Here is an 18,506-nt window from a genome sequence, read left to right on the forward strand (position 1 = left end):
CCTCGGTACGAGGTCACCGGCTGACCGGTGAGGGTGAGTGACGGGACTCGAACCCGCGGCATCCTGGACCACAACCAGGTGCTCTACCAGCTGAGCTACACCCACCATGGCCTTGTCGGTTGGAGTCGGTGACTTCCCCGACCGGCCGAGAAAAAGTGTACAGGGTCCGAAGGGGTGCTCGCGCACGGCTTTCCGCGGAGGCCCCCGACGACCCCCGATCCGCCTAATGAGCAGGCAGGACGTGCTTCGCGGCGATCTTCCTCGCGGTGTCCGAGTCGGGCCCCGGCTGCGGTACGAAGACGGCCTCGCGGTAGTAGCGCAGCTCCGCGATGGACTCGCGGATGTCGGCGAGGGCGCGGTGGTTGCCGTTCTTCTGGGGGCTGTTGAAGTACGCCCTCGGGTACCAGCGGCGGGCCAGCTCCTTGATGCTGGACACGTCCACGATGCGGTAGTGGAGGTAGTCCTCCAGGGTCGGCATGTCCCGCAGCAGGAAACCGCGGTCGGTGCCGACGGAGTTGCCGCACAGGGGGGCCTTGCCGGGCTCCTTGACGTGTTCCCGCACATAGTCGAGGACCCGCCGCTCGGCGTCCTCGAGCGTCGTGCCGCCCTCCAGCTCGGCGAGCAGTCCGGACGCGGTGTGCATCTCCCGCACCACCTCCGGCATCGTCTCCAGGGCCCGGTCCGGCGGGCGGACGACGATGTCCACGCCTTCGCCGAGCACGTTCAGTTCGGAGTCGGTGACGAGGGCGGCCACTTCGATGAGCGCGTCGTCCGACAGCGAGAGGCCGGTCATCTCGCAGTCGATCCACACCATGCGATCGTTCATGTGTCTCACCCTACGGGTCGCCGCGTCCCCGGCGACGTACCGGTGTTCGTGCGACCGTCACGGGGGCGGCCGCGCCGGTACCGCCGAAGGGGCCGGGGGCATCGGCCCCCGGCCCCTTCGGCGGCCGGCTCACGGCGCGCTGCGCTGGCCCGGGAAGGCCGAGGCCGTCAGGGACGGGCCCAGGGCGCCGGCCGCCGCCGTGCGGCGGGACTGGTGCGGGAGTGGGCTGTCCGGGTGCAGGGCGGGCGGCACCTGGGGTCCCGCGTGGCCCGGCTGGCCCGGTGGGAGGGCTCCCACGGTGCTCGGAGTGCCCTCGGTGTCCTGGTTCCGGTCGGCCTGCGGACGCCGTGCGCGGTACGCGGCCCGGTAGGCGGCCGGGGACGAACCCAGCTGGCGCCGGAAGTGGCCGCGCAGCGCCACCGGTGAACGGAAGCCGCAGCGGCCGGCGACCTCGTCCACCGAGTAGTCCGACGTCTCCAGCAGGCGCTGCGCCTGGAGCACCCGCTGCGTGATCAGCCACTGCAACGGCGCGCTGCCGGTCAGCGAGCGGAAGCGGCGGTCGAACGTACGACGGCTCATGTACGCGCGTGCCGCCAGCGTCTCCACGTCGAACTGCTCGTGGAGGTGCTCCAGCGCCCAGGCGACGACCTCGGCGAGCGGGTCGGCGCCGATCTCCTCGGGTAAAGACCTGTCCAGGTAGCGCTCCTGGCCTCCGCTGCGGCGCGGCGGCACCACCAGGCGGCGGGCCAGCGCGCCGGCCGCCTCGTTGCCGTGATCCGTGCGCACGATGTGCAGGCACAGATCGATTCCGGCCGCGGTGCCCGCGGACGTCAGCACGTCGCCGTCGTCCACGAAGAGCTCCCGTGGATCGACGTGCACCGACGGATAGCGTTTCGCCAGCGTCGGCGCGTACATCCAGTGGGTGGTCGCGGGCCGGCCGTCCAGCAGGCCCGCCGCCGCGAGGACGAACGCGCCCGTGCACAGCCCGACGATGCGGGCGCCCTCCTCATGGGCCCGGCGCAGTGCGTCCAGGGCCTCCTCCGGCGGTGGCGAGGTGATCGAACGCCAGGCCGGCACCACGACGGTGCCCGCCCGGGATATCGCCTCCAGGCCATGCGGCGCGGTGAGTTCCAGGCCTCCCGTCGTCCGCAGCGGGCCCTCTTCGCCCCCGCACACGAGCAAGCGGTAGCGCGGTACGCCGGCGTCCTGGCGGTCAACCCCGAACACCGACAGCGGTATGGAACTCTCGAAGATGGGGCCGCCGCTGAACAGCAGCACCGCGACGATCTCCTTGCGGCGGCGCCCGGAGAGTTTCCGGGCCGCGGTTTCCGGCGCGGCAGTGGAGTCGTGGCTCATACTGCTAAGCCCCCCTTGGTGGTCGCGGCTCCTCGGTTGTGTCGCTCCTGCACGTTTCCCCTCGGTCCTGCACGAGTCCCCCGCCGTAAGACATCAAGATCGAATCTACTGTGTCCCGTCGCGCGCCGGTGGCCGGTTCGCCACCCGGCGCATTGTCGACTTGGCAACTTGGCGTGAAGCATTCGATCACGAAGCGTTGCACTCGTGGGCCGTGCGGGGAAGTGCGCCTTGTCGCGGTGGCCAATCCACGTAGGGTGCGCAGGGCCCGGTGGACCCTTTTCGTGCAGGTCGAACGGGGGGCGGGGGGTGGGTGCGGCAGGGGATGAACACAAGCCAGAAGTTGGCTGAAAAGATGCGGGCGAGGGCGCGGAAACCGGTCAGTTGACCGGTGTACCCCCGCCACCGTGCCGCCGGTCCCGCCGCACCCCGGTTCCGGCCCGTCCGGGCCGGCCCCGCAAGGGCTCCGGCCCTCCCGGGCGGCAGCCGGCACGAAGTGCCCGGTGGCACGGCTCACGAGCTCGACGCACGGCCGGACCGTCGGTCACCGCGGGGCCGCGACGGACCGTGCACGGCGGCTCGTCCCACCGGCAAGTGAACCCCGGGCAAACCACCTGTACAGGGCAGCAACCATTGCGTGACGGGCGCACCCTCGTGCATGCTCCGGGGAACCCGCGTGCCGGTGTGCGCGGGATCTGGGCTTAGGAGGCGTGCCGCCGTACCCTTGGGGGTATGGGGTCGGGAAGACGATTCCCGGACACAGCTCCGCCGCACACTGTCGTCCCCCACAAAGGATCACCACTCCGAGACAGCCATGGCCGGTCACGAATTCTTCGAACCCGCGGACCGCAAGCGGCCGGTCGCCGATCCCACGGCGGCCGAACCCCTGGCGGCGGAGGAGCCACGCCACCCCTGCGACCCCGCGTTCCGGCACGGTGTCGTCGTCGGCTTCGACGGCTCCACCTCCAGTGAACGGGCCCTCGCGTACGCCATCGGCATGGCGCGGCGCTTCGGTTCGGGCCTGATCATCGTCCACGTCGCCAACCGGCTGCCCACCACGGTGTGGGCGGGGTGCGAGCCCCCGGTCTTCGTGGACGTCCCGGACCACCGCACGGAGGTGCTCGGGCTCGAGCTCGCCTGTGCGGACTATCTGGCCGAGGTGCCGTGGATCCTCGTCGAGCGTGGTGGGGACATCTGCCACGAACTCGAGGAGGTGGGGCGGGAGTACGCCGCCGACGCGATCGTCGTGGGTTCCACCCACGGTCTCGTGGGGCGGATCTTCGGGTCCGTCGCCGGGCGGCTGGCGAAGCGGGCGCAGCGGCCGGTCGTCGTTATCCCGTAAGTCGTTCACGGGCCCCACGTGTTGATCGGCGACACGTGGGGCCCGTATCCGTATGTCGGCCCGTGCGGGCGCGTGGGGGCCGAGCGCGCCCACGCGGCGGAGCCGCATGTCGATACGGCCCCGCGCCCCGGTGGGGCGCTCGCCGCCCCACCGTTTCCGGCTCGGTGGGGTTCCCGGGCCTGCGGTGCCCGTGCGGCGGGGCCGTGGATCGATACGGCCCCGCGCTCCCGGGCGTCCTACTCCACCGTCACCGACTTGGCCAGGTTCCTCGGCTTGTCGATGTCCCTGCCGAGGGCCAGGGCCGTGTGGTAGGCGAGGAGTTGGAGGGGGATGCCCATGAGGATGGGGTCGAGTTCGTCCTCGTTCTTGGGGACGAGGATCGTGTGGTCGGCCTTCTCCTGCTCCTGGTGGGCGACCGCCACGATCTGTCCGCTGCGGGCCTTGATCTCCTCCAGGGCCGCGCGGTTCTTCTCCAGCAGGTCGTCGTCCGGGACGATCGCGACCGTGGGGAGGGCCGGCTCGATCAGGGCCAGCGGGCCGTGCTTCAGCTCGGAGGCCGGGTACGCCTCGGCGTGGATGTAGGAGACCTCCTTGAGCTTCAGGGAGGCCTCACGGGCCACCGGGTAGCCCCGGACGCGGCCGATGAAGAGCATCGAGCGGGCCTCGGCGTACCGCAGGGCCAGCTTCCTGATCTCCTCCTCCTGCTTCATGATCTCGGCGATCTGGCCCGGGAGCCTGCGCAGGCCCTCGATGATCCGCTTGCCGTCGCGCACCGACAGGTCACGGGTGCGGCCCAGGTGCAGGGCGAGCAGGGCGAAGGCGACCGTGGTGTTGGTGAAGCACTTGGTGGACACCACGCAGACCTCGGGCCCGGCGTGGACGTAGACGCCGCCGTCCGCCTCGCGGGCGATCGCGGAGCCGACGACGTTGACCACGCCCAGCACCCGCGCGCCCTTGCGCTTCAGCTCCTGCACGGCCGCCAGCACGTCGTACGTCTCACCGGACTGGGAGACCGCGACGTACAGGGTGTCGGGGTCCACGACCGCGTTGCGGTAGCGGAACTCGGAGGCCGGCTCGGCGTCGGCGGGGATCCGGGCCAGCTCCTCGATCATCTGCGCGCCGATCATGCCGGCGTGGTACGAGGTGCCGCAGCCGAGGATCTTCACCCGGCGGATCCGGCGCGCCTCGCGGGCGTCCAGGTTGAGGCCGCCGAGGTGCACGGTGGAGAAGCGGTCGTCGATCCGGCCGCGCAGCACGCGGTCCACGGCCTCCGCCTGCTCGTGGATCTCCTTGTGCATGTAGGTGTCGTGGCCGCCCATGTCGTACGACGCCGCCTCCCACTCCACGGTGGTCGGCTCGGCGGTCGTACGGGTGCCCTCGGTGGTGTAGGTGCGGAAGTCGTCGGCCTTCAGCGTCGCCATCTCGCCGTCGTCCAGCGTGACGATCTGGCGGGTGTGGGCGACCAGCGCGGCGATGTCGGAGGCGACGAACATCTCCTTCTCGCCGATGCCGAGCACGACCGGGGAGCCGTTGCGGGCCACCACGATGCGGTCCGGGAAGTCGGCGTGCAGCACGGCGATGCCGTAGGTGCCCTCGATGAGGCGCACGGTCTCGCGGACCTTGTCCTCCAGCTTCTCGGCCGTCGAGCGGGCGATGAGGTGGACGAGGACCTCGGTGTCCGTCTCGGAGAGGAACTCGACCCCGTCCGCCTCCAGCTTGCGGCGCAGGTCGGAGGCGTTGTCGATGATGCCGTTGTGGACGACGGCGACCCTGCCCCCGGCGTCCAGGTGCGGGTGGGCGTTCACGTCGGAGGGGGCGCCGTGGGTGGCCCAGCGGGTGTGGGCGATGCCGGTGGTGCCCTTGAAGCGCGCCGGAACCTTCGCCTCGAGGTCGCGCACCCGGCCCTTGGCCTTGACCGTCTTCAGGCCGGACGCCTTCGGCGACGTGACGGCGATGCCCGCCGAGTCGTAGCCGCGGTACTCCAGGCGCTGCAGGCCCTCGAGCAGCAGGGGGGCGACCTCACGCCTGCCGATGTATCCGACGATTCCGCACATATGTGTAGTTCCTAGCCGTAGACGATGCGGCGCAGTTGCCGGAGCGAGAGCTCGGGCGGGGCCACCGCGCGGTATCTGAGGTCCGCCTCGATCCGTTCGAAGATCGTCGCGTTCACCAGGCCCTGGGCCTGGAGCTCACGGTGGCGGCGACGGACGTACTCCTCGGTCGTCTCGTCGAAGTAGGCGAGCACGTCCTGGACCACGCGCAGCGCCTCGCCCCGGCTGAGGGGCGTGGACCGCGTCAGATGATCAACGAGTTCGTCGTGCACCCGATGATCCTGAGGTACCGGCCGCGGTTTCGCAAGAAACGTGCCCGATTTCGGGCAGGACTCACAGTCGGGGCCCAGGTTCGGCTCACAGGCGCTTGAGGATCGCCTGTTTGGCGAGGGTGAACTCCTCGTCCGTCAGCACCCCGGACCGGTGCAGCCCGCCCAGCTCCCGCAGCCGGCGCAGCAGGGCGTCGTGGCCGTCCTCGGCCGGGGCGGGGGCCGCCTGCGCCGGTGCGGCCCCGAGCTCCCGCGGGCGCTCGTCGGCGGGTGCGGCCGGGTGCGGCAGACGGGCCTGGACGGCGGCGGCGACGAGCGCCATCAGCGGGTCCTTCCTGAAGCCCCACAGCTCCACCGCGTGGGGGTCGTACTTGGCGGGCGCCTTGGCGGGGGAGTGCCGCACGAAGAAGCGGAGGTGGCCGTTCTCCAGGCCGACCGCCGGCTGCCACTCCACACCGGTCAGGTCCGCCACCGCGAGGGTGCGGGCGCCGGCGGCGGCCTTGGCGTCCTCCGTCTTCCAGTTCCACTCCAGCCGGAGGCGCTCGCCGTCGAAGCTCACCGTGCCGTCCCCGGCGGAGACGGACAGCGGCACGGACGGGCCGGGCAGCAGGTACCCGGTGACCGGGTCGGCGGGGACCTGGTCCAGCAGCAGGGCGGTGCGGACCTCCTCCGCGAAGTACTCGGCGACGCCGTAGCGGTCGGCGTCGACGATCAGCTGGTAGGGGTCGTGCGGCTCGGTGAGCCGGCCGCCGGCCGCGTGCAGCAGGGGGTCGGCGCCGTCGCGCAGCCGCAGCCTGAGCCGTCCCGACTTCTTGCCCTGCTCCAGGGAGATGCCCGCCAACGCCTTCAGCGGCACCACCAGCTCACCCAGGGTCCTGCGGAGCAGTCCGACGCTCTTGTCCCGGCCGGGGGTCAGCCGCAGGGCTTCCCCGTCGAAGGTCCAGGTGCCGTCCTTCTGGATGATTTCCGCCATGGGGGGATTGTTCCACCACGGCTGCGGGGGAGTGGCCCGTACCGCGTCCGGATTCCCTTGCGGGGCAGCGGAGTTCGCGGGTGTTCATGCGGACGGGCGCCCCGGAGGACCGTACTCCGGGACGCCCGTCGGCAGGTGGGGGGCGGTCACCGCCCCGCGATCGGGTTCCTCAGGGTGCCCACCAGCTGGAGCGCGCCCGACGGGTCCGCGAGGTCCACCATCTGCCTGTTGTTGCGGAGCTGGAGGCGGTTGAGGCAGGACAGGGCGAACTCGGGGGCGAACATGTCGTACCGGGCGAACTTGTCGGCGAGTTCGGGCACCGACGCCTGGTACTCGCGGGTGACCCCGGCGACCGTGCCCCAGAAGGCGTCCTCGTCCAGGACGCCCTCCTCGGCGAGGTTCGCCGCGAGGAAGCGGAAGAAGCAGTCGAAGACGTCCGTGAAGATCGACAGCAGCTTGGTGTCGTCCGGGACCTCCACCCGGATGCGGGAGACCTCAGGCGGCAGCACCGCGTCCGGGTCCATCACCGCGATCTCCTCGGCGATGTCCTTGTAGACCGCCCGCTTCACCACCCCGTCCTCCAGCACGAGGATCACGTTCTCGCCGTGCGGCATGTACACCAGGTCGTAGGCGTAGAAGCTGTGCAGCAGCGGGACGTAGTACGCCCGCAGGTAGCGCCGCAGCCACTCGGCCGGAGCGAGCCCCGACCGCTCGATCAGCGCGCCCGCGAAGGACCTCCCCTCGTGGTCGACGTGGACCAGGGAGGCCATGGTGGCGAGCGACTCCCCGCCCTCCAGGGACGGCACCGGGCTCTCCCGCCACAGCGCGGCCAGCATCTTGCGGTACGGCGAGTAGCGGTCCGTGGCCTGCTCGTACTCCAGGTGCCGGTAGCCCACGGCGGCCCGCTCCCGGATGATCGTCAGCCCCGTGGCCCGCAGCACCGGGTCGCTGTCGACGAGCCGGGCCAGCCAGTCGTTGATCGCCGGGGTCGCCTCCATGTAGGCGGCGGACAGTCCGCGCATGAACCCCATGTTGAGGACGGACAGGGCCGTCTTCACGTAGTGCTTCCCGGGGTGCGAGGTGTTGAAGAAGGTACGGATGGACTGCTGGGCCAGGTACTCGTCGTCGCCCTCGCCCAGGCAGACCAGGTGCCCGCGCGCCACCTCGGCGGCGAAGGTGACGGACAGCTTGTTCCACCACTGCCAGGGGTGGACCGGGACCAGGAGGTAGTCGTCGGGGTCGAGTCCCCGGTCGCGCAGGACGCCGTGGAAGCCCTCGACGGTCTCCTCGCCCAGCTCCTGCCGGATGAACGACTCGTACTCGATCCCCACCCCCGCCGTGAACGCGGCCCGCGAGCGGTGGGCGGCCAGCCACACCAGCTTCACCGGGTTCGCGGTCTCCGGCGCGTACGCCAGGTACTCGTGGACGCCGAAGCCGAGCCGCCCGTTGTTGGCGACGAAGCAGGGGTGGCCCTCGGTCATGCCGGTCTCGATCGCCTGGAAGCCGGCGTCGACCAGCTCGGCGACCGGGACCTGCGGCTTGGTGAGCTTGTAGCAGGTGCCGGAGAGGGTGGAGGAGACCTCCTCCAGGTACACCGGCAGGATCTCCTCGCTCAGGCCCAGCGACTTCTGCAGCTCGATGAAGAAGTCCAGGGCCGCGAGCTCGAGTTCGGTGTCACCGCGGTGGCGGGTGATCGAGTCGGCGTCGACCTGCCAGTGGTCCAGCGCGCGGAGCGTGGCCGTGAAGGCGTACCGGGTCAGGCCGTCGTCGCTGCGGACGACGTACCCGCCGTCGCCGGTGGCCTCCGGCGTGAGGAGCCGCTCGTGCGCGAACTCGGCTAGTGCCTTGCGGACCAAGAGGCGGTTGGCCCGCGCCCAGCGGTGGGGGGACAGGTGCGCCACGGCGTCGGACGGGGTCATACGGATGCTCCTCGGGCGGCCTCGAACTGTTCGCGGGTGCAGAAGCTCAGCAGCGCGCGCTTCTCCGGCTTGTCGATCTCACGCTCGGGGACGAAGCCGACGGCCTCGTTCAGGGCGTGCACGGCCTTGTTGGACACGTCCGGCTCGACCACGACCCGCCGGGTGTCCGGGTCGGCGAACAGCTCCTCCATCACGGCGGTGATGACGGCCCGGGTGAAGCCGTGGACCGGCCGGTCGGTGGGGGCGACCAGGAAGTGCATGCCGACGTCGCCGGGCTCGGGTTCGTACAGGCCGACGAGTTCGACGTACCGGGGGTCGTACTTCTCCATCAGGAAGGCCGGTTCCCCGTCGTGCAGACCCAGGTAGGCGTGGTGGTGCTCGTGGGCGGCGATCCGCATGTACTCCCGCTCGACGTCCTGGAGCGCGGCGTCCTGCATCATCCAGAAGGCCGCCTTGGGGTCGGTGACCCAGCGGTGCAGCAGCTCGGCGTCCTTCAGCGGGTCCAGCGGGCGGACGGTGAACGTACCGATGCTCGTCCTGCTCGTCCTGCTCATACGGCGAACTCCTGGAACGCGATGGTCTTCTCGACCGGGTAGTACTCGGTGCCCAGCAGCTCGCGGATGATGGTCGCGTTCCGGTACGGGCCCATGCCCAGGTCGGGGCTGGTGACGCTGTGCGTGTGGACGCCGGCGTTCTGCAGGAAGATGCCGCGGCCGGTGACGTCGATGGCGTAGTCACGGCTCACGTCGAAGCGGCCGTGCCCGTCGAAGCGGATCCGGTCGCGGACCGGGTCGAGGAAGGCCGGCGGCTCGTAGTGGTAGCCGGTGGCCAGCACCAGGCCCTCGGTGCGGATCTCGAAGTCCTTGTCCTGCTCGTCCTGGTGGAAGCCGAGCGTGTAACCGCCGTTCTCGTACCGGGCGGTGGTGAGCGAGGAGTTGGTGAGCAGCCGGGTGGGGACCGGCCGGTCGCCGCTCTCGACGCCCTTCTGGTACAGCAGGTCGAAGATCGCGTCGATCAGCTCCGAGTTGATGCCCTTGAACAGGCCCTTCTGCTGCTTCTCCAGCCGGTAGCGGGTCTCCTCGGGCAGCGCGCGGAAGTAGTCGATGTAGTCGGGGGAGGTCATCTCCAGGGTCAGCTTGGTGTACTCCAGCGGGAAGAACCGCGGGGAGCGGGTGACCCAGTTGAGCCGGTAGCCGTGGACGTCGATCTCGGAGAGCAGCTCGTAGTAGATCTCGGCGGCGCTCTGCCCGCTGCCGACGACCGTGACCGACTCCTTCTCCAGCAGCTCCGCCTTGCGGTGCACGTACTGCGAGGTGTGGAAGAGGCCGCCGTCCAGCCCGCGGCACGGCTCGGGGACGAACGGCACGGTCCCGGTGCCGAGCACCAGGTGCCGGGCGCGGTACGTCCCACCGGCCGCCGTCGCCACGGCGTACAGCCCGTCGCCCTCGTCGTACGTCACCTCGGTGACCGTCGTGCCGAAGCGGATGCTGCTCAGCTTGGCGGCGGCCCAGCGGCAGTAGTCGTCGTACTCGACCCGCAGCGGGTAGAAGTTCTCGCGTATGTAGAACGAGTACAGCCGCCCCTTCTCCTTCAGGTAGTTGAGGAAGGAGTACGGGGACGTCGGATCGGCCAGGGTGACCAGGTCCGACATGAACGGGGTCTGCAGGTGGGCGCCGTCGAGGAACATCCCGGCGTGCCACTCGAAGTCCGGCTTGGACTCCAGGAAGACGCCGTTCAGTTCGGCGATGGGCTCGGTGAGGCAGGCGAGGCCGAGGTTGAAGGGGCCCAGCCCGATCCCCACGAAGTCGTAGGTCGTGTCCGTGGTGCTCGTCGGGTCAGGAAGCGCGGTCAAGGGACTCTCCCAGGTACTGCTCGGCGTGGCCGGCGATCAGATCGAGGACGGCGGCGATGTCGGACGTGGTGGTCTCGGGGTTCAGCAGGGTGAACTTCAGGTAGTGGCGCCCCGCCACCTTGGTGCCCGCGACCACCGCGTCACCGGAGGCGAACAGGGCCTTGCGGGCGTAGAGGTTGGCCCGGTCGATCTCGGCGGGGTCGGTGACGGCGGCCGGGACGTAGCGGAAGACCAGGGTGGACAGGCTCGGCTCGACCACGACGTCGAAGCGGGGGTCGGCGGCGAGCAGTTTCCAGCCCTCGGCGGCCAGGTCGCACACCTCGTCGAAGAGCTGCCCAATGCCGTCGGCACCCATCACGCGCAGCGTCATCCAGAGCTTGAGCGCGTCGAAGCGGCGGGTGGTCTGCAGGGACTTGTCCACCTGGTTGGGGATGCGCTCGGTCACCATGCGGCGCGGGTTGAGGTACTCGGCGTGGTAGGTGGCGTGCCGCAGCGTGGCCGCGTCGCGGACCAGCACGGCCGACGAACTGACCGGCTGGAAGAAGGACTTGTGGTAGTCGACGGTGACGGAGTCGGCGTGCTCGATGCCGGCGACGCGGCCGCGGTACTTCAGCGAGGCGAGCAGGCCGCAGCCGTAGGCGGCGTCGACGTGCATCCAGGTGCCGTACTGCGCGCACAGTTCGGCGATCTCCGGCAGCGGGTCGATGGAGCCGAAGTCGGTGGTGCCGGCGGTGGCGACGACGGCCATGGGGATCAGGCCGGCCGCGGCGCAGCGCTCCAGCTCGTGGGCGAGGGCGACGGTCTGCATGCGCTTGTCGTGGTCGACGGGTATCGCCACCACGGCGTCCTGGCCGAGACCGAGGAGTTTCGCGGACTTCTTCACGCTGAAGTGGCTGGCCTCGGAGGCGAAGATCCGCAGTTTCGCCAGGTCGGCTCCCCCCTCCCACCCGTCCCGTCCCGGCTTGGCCTCCTCGCGGGCCAGCAGCAGCGCCTGGAGGTTGGACTGGGTGCCGCCGGAGGTGAACACGCCGTCGGCGGCCGGGCCGAGGCCGATGCGGCCCGCCGTCCAGTCGATGAGCTTCCGCTCGATGAGGGTGCCGCCGGCCGACTGGTCCCAGGTGTCCAGGGAGGAGTTGACGGCGGAGAGCACGGCCTCGCCGAGCACGGCCGGGATGACGACCGGGCAGTTGAGGTGGGCGAGGTAGCGGGGGTGGTGGAAGTAGACGGCGTCCCGGAGGTAGACGTCCTCCAGTTCGTCCAGCACGGCGGTGGTGTCGTGCAGCGGCTGGTCGAGGTCGATGCCGTCGATGCGGGGGGAGAGCGCGTCGACGGTGACGCCGGTGAACGGCCGGTCGGTGGTGGCGAGTTTGGCCGCCACCCGCTCGACTCCTTCGGTCACGGAGCGGCGGTAGTGCTCCGCGGTGGTGTCGTTGAGCAGGTGCGAGCGCATGTGGGGGTCCTCCGGTGGGGACGATCCGGTGCGGGAAGGGGCCGGTGGTGAAAACTTAGGTGAGCCTAACCTAAGTTTTTCGGGCTTAAACCTGCCTCGGCCGTGACTGTTGTCACTTTCATGTCAGGAGTAATCGGGGTCATGTCCCTTTTGGCGCGGCCCTGTTCGCGCTGCTGCTCCTGTGCCGGTCCGCGGCGCCGGCGGCCCATGGCGCCGGTGGCCCGTGGCACCGGCGGCCCACGGGCGTCACCCGCCCGCGGTCGGTGCCCCGACCGCCCGCGAAGTGCCGCCGCGGCTCCGCCTCGCCCGGCCCGCCTCCTCGGCGAACCGGACGTACGGCCGCCCGGCGGACGGGAGCCCGGCGGCGCGGAGGGTGTCCGGGGCCGTGGGGGAGCCCCGGTCGTGCGCGCCCCGGACGGACCGCGTGATCTCGGCGCCGGTCGCCGGGTCCTGGTCCTCCCCGGAGTGCGGCACCTCCAGTCGGGCCCGGGTGCGGGGGCCGGCCGGTGGGGTCTCCGGGACGGCCTCGGTGGCCGGCGGGGCGGTTCCGTCGGCCCGGAGGGGGCGGGCCGGTGTCCTCCGGCGGGCGGAACCGGATCGCGCGGTCGCCTGCGATCGCGGGGCCGGGCGGCGGCACCCGGTCGCCGACGGCGGCGCGGGCGGCCCGGCGGGCGACCGGGCCCGTCCCGGCGGACGCACGGCCTTCCCGGTGGACGCACGGCCTTCCCGGTGGCGCCGTGCGGCCTCCCTGGTGGCGCCACGCGGCACGACGGCGACGCGGCGGGAACGGCGACCGGGGCCGGTCACGCCCGTCGGAGCGGAGGTCCCGTGGACCGGGGCCCGTGAAGGCGACCCGGACCGGGGACGGGCCGAGCCGCCCCCGCCGGCACGCCCCGGAGGGCGGGGAGACGGGACGGGGCGGCTGCGGCGCGGGGCGCGTACGGGTCGGGGAGGGCTTCCGGCGGGTGCGGTCAGCCGACCTTCTCGGCCTTCTCGATGGCCTCGGCGAGGTTGTCGAGCAGCGGCGTGCACTTGTCGTAGGACAGGATCGGCTCGGGCGAGCGGGCGATGACCTGGCCGGCCTTGACCGCGGGGAGCTTCTTCCAGGTCGCCTCGGTGATGTCGGCGGGCTGGATGGTCGAGGCGCGGTCGTCCATGATGATGACATCGGCCGGGTACTTGTCGACGTTCTCCCAGCTCAGCGTCTCGAACCAGCCGCCGGTCGCCTTCTTGGCCTCCTCCGGGGGCTCCACGATGTTCACGCCGAGGGCCTTGAAGTACTCCAGGTCGATGGAGAAGTTCGAGCCGGAGACGTAGAAGACGTCCTGCGCGGCGGAACCCGCCAGCACCCTGATCTCCGGGCGGGCCTTGGCGGCCTTGCGCAGCCGCTCGGCGGCGGCCTCGAACTTCTTCTTCGCCTCGACGACCTTGGCGGCCTTCATGTCGGCGCCCAGCGACTCGGCCAGCTCGGCCATGCGCTGCAGCGGCTCCGGCATCTGGCGGTCGTAGACGGAGACGGCCACGCTCGGGGCGAGCTTGGCGATCTTGTCCTTGGAGGCCTCGGGCACGTACCAGAGCGTCCCGGCGTCGTCGAACGTCGTGCTGAGGAGCACCTCGGGCCGGAAGGCCGCGTACTGCTCGACGTTGAAGCTGTCGAACTTGTTGCCGAAGACCGTCAGCTTGCTGACGTCCATGTCGCCGGCCTGGACGTCGGCCTTGCCGTCCGTCGTCGTGGTCGGCCCGAAGACGCCCTCGACCTCGATGCCGTAGTCGTACAGCGCGGCGGCGACGCCGGTGAACGCCACGATCCTCGTCGGGACCTTGTCGAGCTTCACGGTGGTGCCGCGGTCGTCCTTGAAGGACCACGGGCCGGACGCGGAGTCGCCGGCCCCCGTCGCGTCCGAGCCGCCGCTCTTCGCGTCGTCGTCCCCGCAGGCGGTGAGCACGGCGCCGAGTCCGAGGGCGCCACCGGCGGCGAGCAGTCCCCGACGGGAGAAGCGGGCGGTACTGGCGTTCGACATGGGTGGGTCTGCTTTCGTGCGTGAGGAGCCGGCCGTGACTGGAAACAGGCTTAGGTTAGCCTAACCTCATGATCTGTCCAGAGGGTGCCCGGTGTCCATCACCTCACGTCCGGCCGGCATGCCGTTCCCGCACCGCGATCCGGTCCGCCTGAGCGATCCGGTCCGCCCGAGCGATCCGGCCCGCCCGAGCGATCCGGGCCGCCCGAGCGATCCGGGCCGCCCGAGCGATCCGGGCCGCCTGAGTGGACCGGTCCGCCCGAGCCGGACCGACGGCCCGCGTCACGGCCGACGCGGGCCGGTTGACGGCGTTTCGGGGCTCAGCCCGCCAGCCCCAGCTCCCGGGCGATCAGCATCCGCTGGACCTCGCTCGTGCCCTCGCCGATCTCCAGGATCTTGGAGTCGCGCCACATGCGGGCCACCGGGTACTCGTTCATGAAGCCGTAGCCGCCGTGGATCTGGGTGGCGTCGCGGGCGTTGTCCACGGCGACCGTGGACGAGTACAGCTTGGCCAGGGCCGCCTCCTTCTTGAACGGCTCGCCGGCCACCAGACGGCTGGCCGCGTCGCGCCAGGCGAGGCGGGCCGTGTGGGCCTTCATCTCCATGTCGGCGATCTTGAACTGGATCGCCTGGTTGGCGCCGATCGGCCGGCCGAAGGCGTGCCGCTCCCGGGCGTACTTCACCGACTCGTCCACACAGCCCTGCGCCAGTCCCGTGCCCAGCGCCGCGATGGCGATGCGGCCCTCGTCCAGGATGCGCAGGAACTGCGCGTAGCCGCGGCCCTCTTCGCCCAGGAGGTTCGCCGCCGGGACGCGCACGTCCTGGAAGGACAGCTCACGCGTGTCCGAGGCGTTCCAGCCGACCTTCGAGTACGGGGCCGCCACCGTGAAGCCCGGCGTGCCCGACGGGACGACGATCGCCGAGATCAGCGGCCTGCCGTCGGGCCCCCGGCCCGTCACCGCCGTGACCGTGACCAGGCCCGTGATGTCCGTGCCCGAGTTGGTGATGAAGCACTTGGTGCCGTTGACGACCCACTCGCCCGTCGACTCGTCCAGCCGGGCCGTCGTACGGGTCGCGCCGGCGTCGCTGCCGCCGTCCGGCTCCGTCAGGCCGAACGCGCCCAGTATCTCGCCCGAGCACAGCCGGGGCAGCCACGTGCGCTTCTGCTCCTCCGTGCCGAAGAGGTGGATCGGCATCGCGCCCAGGGAGACGCCCGCCTCCAGGGTGATGGCCACCGACGAGTCGACCCGCGCCAGCTCCTCCAGGGCCACGCCCAGCGCGAAGTAGTCGCCGCCCATGCCGCCGTACTCCTCCGGGAACGGCAGCCCGAACAGGCCCATCCGCCCCATCTCCCGCACGATCTCGTACGGGAACTCGTGCCGCTCGTAGAAGTCGCCGATCTTCGGCGCCACCACGTCGTGTGCGAACTCCTCGACCGTACGGCGGAGTTCTTCCAGTTCGGGGGAGAGCTTGTGGTCCATGTCGTTCACTGCTCCTGGTGGGAGAGGGCTCGTACGGTGCGGGACGGGCTGGGTCGGCCCAGGTGGGCGGCCATCCAGACGCTTGTGGCGACCAGACGGTCGAGATCGACTCCGGTGTCGATGCCGAGGCCCCGCAGCATCCACACGAGGTCTTCGGTGGCGAGATTGCCGGTGGCGGACTTCGCGTACGGGCAGCCGCCCAGTCCGCCGGCGGAGGCGTCGACCGTGCCGACGCCCCGCTGGAGCGCGGCCAGCGTGTTGGACAGGGCCTGGCCGTAGGTGTCGTGGAAGTGCACGCCGAGCGCGGACACGGGGACGTCCGCCTCGGCGAGGGCGGTGAGCAGGGCCGTCACATGCCCCGGGGTCGCCACCCCGATGGTGTCGCCCAGGCTCAGCTCGTCGCAGCCCATGCCGAGCAGGGCCTTGCAGACCCGCACCACCCGGGGGACCGGGACCGCGCCCTCCCAGGGGTCGCCGAAGCACATCGAGAGGTAGCCGCGGACGTGGACGCCCTCCGCCTTCGCCCGCCGCACCACCGGCTCGAACATCGCCAGCGCCTCGTCCACCGTGCGGTTGAGATTGGCCTTGGCGAAGGACTCCGTGGCGCTGGCGAACACCGCGACCCGCCGGGCGCCCAGCGCCAGCGCGCGGTCCAGTCCGCGCTCGTTCGGCACCAGGACCGGCAGGGAGACGGGCAGGTCGGACACCGCCTGGTACAGGTCCTCGGCGTCCGCCAGCTGGGGGACCCACCGGGGGTGGACGAAGCTCGTCGCCTCGATCGTGGTCAGACCGGCCCCGGCCAGGCGGCGGACGAACTCCGCCTTGACGGCCGTCGGGACGGTCGCCTTCTCGTTCTGCAGTCCGTCGCGCGCGCCGACCTCGTGGATGCGTACCCGCGCGGGCAGGCCCTCGGCCGGCACGGCCATGGGCAGGCCCAGGTCCAGGTCGTTCATGCCGTCTCCTCCTCCACGGGCTCCACGGGGGCGATGACCGCCAGCACCTGGTCCATCGCGACCGTGGTGCCCGGGGCCACGTCCAGTTCGGTGACCGTGCCGGCGTGCGGGGCGGAGACGACGTGCTCCATCTTCATCGCCTCCACCACCAGCAGGCTCTGGCCCGCGCTCACCTCGTCGCCGACGGCGACCTTCACCACTGTCACCGTGCCCGGCATCGGCGCGGTCAGCGAGTCGGCGCCCGCCCGGCCGGCGCGGGTGAGGGACGCGGCGACCGGGTCGTGGTCCCGCACGTGCCAGGCGTCACCGTCCCGGCCCAGCCAGGTGCCGTCCGGCAGGGCGGCGAAGGTGTGGGTGACACCGTCGAGCGCGAGGGTGAACCGGTGCCCGCCCACCGGGCCCGCGGACGCCCGCAGCGGGGTGTCGGATCCGGGGAGCAGCAGTTCCGTACCGCCGTCCGGTGTGCTGCGCACGCGCACGGTCACCGGGTCGTGGCCCGCCACCCGGAGGTGGTGCGCCGTCCACGCCCGCGTGCCGCCCAGACGCCATCCGTCGGCCGCGTCGAAGGGGTCCGCCCAGCCGGACGCGCCGACGGGCGTGAGGGAGGCCTGCCGCAGCAGCGCCGCCGCCGCGTACGTCTCCGCCGGCACCCCGTCCGGTACGAGCCCGGCCGCCTCGCGCTCCACCAGCCCGGTGTCCAGGTCGCCGTCGACCACCGCCGGATGCGCCAGCAGCCGGCGCAGGAACCCGGCGTTGGTCTGCACGCCCAGCGTCACCGTCTCCGCGAGCGCCGCCCGGAGCCTGCGCAGCGCGGTCGCCCGGTCGGGGCCGTACGCGATCACCTTGGACAGCATCGGGTCGTAGAGGCTGCCGACCTCCGTGCCCTCGCTCAGCCCGGAGTCCGTGCGGACGCCGTCGCCCTGCGGCTCGCGCAGCGTCAGCACCGTGCCGCCGGAGGGGAGGAAGCCGCGTGCGGGGTCCTCGGCGCAGAGGCGGGCCTCCACCGCGTGACCGGTCAGCGTGAGGTCGTCCTGCCCGAAGCCGAGCGGCTCGCCCGCCGCCACCCGCAGCTGCCACTCCACCAGGTCCAGTCCGGTGACCAGCTCGGTGACCGGGTGCTCCACCTGGAGGCGGGTGTTCATCTCCATGAAGTAGTACGACGAGGGGTCGTCGCCCGGGACGATGAACTCCACCGTGCCCGCGCCCCGGTAGCCGCACGAGCGGGCCGCCTGGACCGCCGCCTCGCCCATCGCCGCCCGGGTCGCCTCGTCGAGGAGCACACTGGGCGCCTCCTCGATGATCTTCTGGTGGCGCCGCTGGAGCGAGCACTCGCGCTCGCCCAGGTGGACGACGCCCCCGTGGCCGTCGGCCAGCACCTGGATCTCGATGTGCCGGGGACGGTCGATCCACCGCTCGACCAGCAGCGTGTCGTCACCGAAGGAGGCGCGGGCCTCGCGCCGCGCGGCGGCGATCCCGTCGGCCAGCTCCGCCGCGTCCCGCACCAGGCGCATGCCCTTGCCGCCGCCGCCCGCCGACGGCTTCAGCAGCACCGGCATGCCGATCTCCCGGGCCGCGTCGGCGAGCTGCTCGTCGGTGAGGCCGCTGCCGCTGGAGCCGGGGACCACCGGGACCCCGGCCGCCCGCACCGTCTCCTTCGCCCGGATCTTGTCGCCCATCAGGGCGATCGCGTCCGCCGGGGGCCCGATGAACACCAGCCCCGCCTCGGCGCACGCCCGCGCGAAGCCGGCGTTCTCGGCGAGGAAGCCGTACCCCGGGTGGACCGCCCGGGCGCCGGTGCGGGCGGCGGCCTCCAGCAGCCGCTCCACCGACAGATAGCTCTCCGAGGCCGCCGCCGGGCCGATCCGCACCGCCGTGTCGGCCTCCCGGACGTGCCGGGCGCCGGCGTCCGCGTCGGAGTGCACGGCCACCGAGCGCACCCCCATCGACCGCAGGGTGCGGATCACCCGGACGGCGATCTCGCCCCGGTTGGCCACCAGTACCGTCTCGAACATCTTCGTC

General features: G+C 71.7%; 15 protein-coding genes and 1 tRNA gene. 1 reads left to right on the top strand and 15 read right to left on the bottom strand.

Annotated elements, in window-relative coordinates; all coding sequences use genetic code 11:
- Positions 1-32 precede the first annotated feature (32 nt).
- From ACFY3N_RS04895 to ACFY3N_RS04905, 3 genes are all read right to left on the bottom strand, one after another.
- Positions 33-105: transfer RNA gene (locus tag ACFY3N_RS04895), tRNA-His, on the bottom strand.
- A gap of 118 nt (positions 106-223) precedes the next feature.
- Positions 224-826: an oligoribonuclease gene (gene orn / locus ACFY3N_RS04900; protein WP_390815216.1), complete on the bottom strand. Its 603-nt coding sequence runs from the start codon at positions 824-826 to the stop codon at positions 224-226.
- 129 nt (positions 827-955) lie between these two features.
- Positions 956-2,182 (bottom strand): helix-turn-helix domain-containing protein, encoded by a 1,227-nt coding sequence (locus tag ACFY3N_RS04905; protein ID WP_390815217.1) that lies wholly within the window; start codon positions 2,180-2,182, stop codon positions 956-958.
- Between the two features lie 811 nt (positions 2,183-2,993).
- Between ACFY3N_RS04905 and ACFY3N_RS04910 the strand changes: the two genes are divergently transcribed.
- Positions 2,994-3,521, top strand: a complete 528-nt coding sequence (locus ACFY3N_RS04910; protein ID WP_390815218.1) for a universal stress protein — start codon at positions 2,994-2,996, stop codon at positions 3,519-3,521.
- Positions 3,522-3,757: 236 nt separating this feature from the next.
- On the opposite strand, the gene glmS is transcribed toward ACFY3N_RS04910, so the two are convergent.
- The 12 genes from glmS to ACFY3N_RS04970 form a co-directional block, all read right to left on the bottom strand.
- A complete protein-coding gene (gene glmS, locus ACFY3N_RS04915) occupies positions 3,758-5,575 on the bottom strand; it encodes a glutamine--fructose-6-phosphate transaminase (isomerizing) (RefSeq protein WP_390815219.1) in 1,818 nt (605 codons plus the stop codon).
- 11 nt (positions 5,576-5,586) lie between these two features.
- Positions 5,587-5,844, bottom strand: a complete 258-nt coding sequence (locus ACFY3N_RS04920) for a hypothetical protein (protein WP_030217181.1) — start codon at positions 5,842-5,844, stop codon at positions 5,587-5,589.
- Positions 5,845-5,929: 85 nt separating this feature from the next.
- On the bottom strand, positions 5,930-6,814 hold the full coding sequence (locus ACFY3N_RS04925; protein ID WP_390815220.1) for a DUF4429 domain-containing protein: 885 nt from the start codon (positions 6,812-6,814) through the stop codon (positions 5,930-5,932).
- A gap of 146 nt (positions 6,815-6,960) precedes the next feature.
- Positions 6,961-8,733, bottom strand: a complete 1,773-nt coding sequence (locus ACFY3N_RS04930) for an IucA/IucC family protein (protein WP_390815221.1) — start codon at positions 8,731-8,733, stop codon at positions 6,961-6,963.
- Positions 8,730-9,287 (bottom strand): GNAT family N-acetyltransferase, encoded by a 558-nt coding sequence (locus tag ACFY3N_RS04935; RefSeq protein WP_390815222.1) that lies wholly within the window; start codon positions 9,285-9,287, stop codon positions 8,730-8,732. Before ACFY3N_RS04935 ends, ACFY3N_RS04930 begins: the two co-directional genes overlap by 4 nt.
- Entirely contained in the window at positions 9,284-10,585 is a 1,302-nt protein-coding gene (locus ACFY3N_RS04940) for a lysine N(6)-hydroxylase/L-ornithine N(5)-oxygenase family protein (RefSeq protein ID WP_390815223.1), read from the bottom strand. The genes ACFY3N_RS04935 and ACFY3N_RS04940 overlap by 4 nt, the downstream gene beginning before the upstream one ends.
- Positions 10,569-12,035, bottom strand: a complete 1,467-nt coding sequence (gene desA / locus ACFY3N_RS04945) for a lysine decarboxylase DesA (protein ID WP_390815224.1) — start codon at positions 12,033-12,035, stop codon at positions 10,569-10,571. Before desA ends, ACFY3N_RS04940 begins: the two co-directional genes overlap by 17 nt.
- A 246-nt stretch (positions 12,036-12,281) precedes the next feature.
- Entirely contained in the window at positions 12,282-13,067 is a 786-nt protein-coding gene (locus ACFY3N_RS04950; protein WP_390815225.1) for an SIP domain-containing protein, read from the bottom strand.
- Positions 13,007-14,056 carry an ABC transporter substrate-binding protein gene (locus ACFY3N_RS04955; RefSeq protein ID WP_390815226.1) on the bottom strand — a complete coding sequence of 350 codons (1,050 nt, stop codon included), beginning with the start codon at positions 14,054-14,056 and terminating at the stop codon, positions 13,007-13,009. Before ACFY3N_RS04955 ends, ACFY3N_RS04950 begins: the two co-directional genes overlap by 61 nt.
- 317 nt (positions 14,057-14,373) lie before the next feature.
- Entirely contained in the window at positions 14,374-15,534 is a 1,161-nt protein-coding gene (locus ACFY3N_RS04960; RefSeq protein WP_390815227.1) for an acyl-CoA dehydrogenase family protein, read from the bottom strand.
- A gap of 5 nt (positions 15,535-15,539) precedes the next feature.
- Complete coding sequence (locus ACFY3N_RS04965; protein ID WP_390815228.1) at positions 15,540-16,487, bottom strand: hydroxymethylglutaryl-CoA lyase; 948 nt, start codon at positions 16,485-16,487, stop codon at positions 15,540-15,542.
- Positions 16,484-18,499, bottom strand: a complete 2,016-nt coding sequence (locus ACFY3N_RS04970) for an acetyl/propionyl/methylcrotonyl-CoA carboxylase subunit alpha (RefSeq protein ID WP_390815229.1) — start codon at positions 18,497-18,499, stop codon at positions 16,484-16,486. Before ACFY3N_RS04970 ends, ACFY3N_RS04965 begins: the two co-directional genes overlap by 4 nt.
- Positions 18,500-18,506: the final 7 nt, after the last annotated feature.

It is taken from the genome of Streptomyces sp. NPDC000348, assembly GCF_042898795.1.
GTDB lineage: Bacteria > Actinomycetota > Actinomycetes > Streptomycetales > Streptomycetaceae > Streptomyces.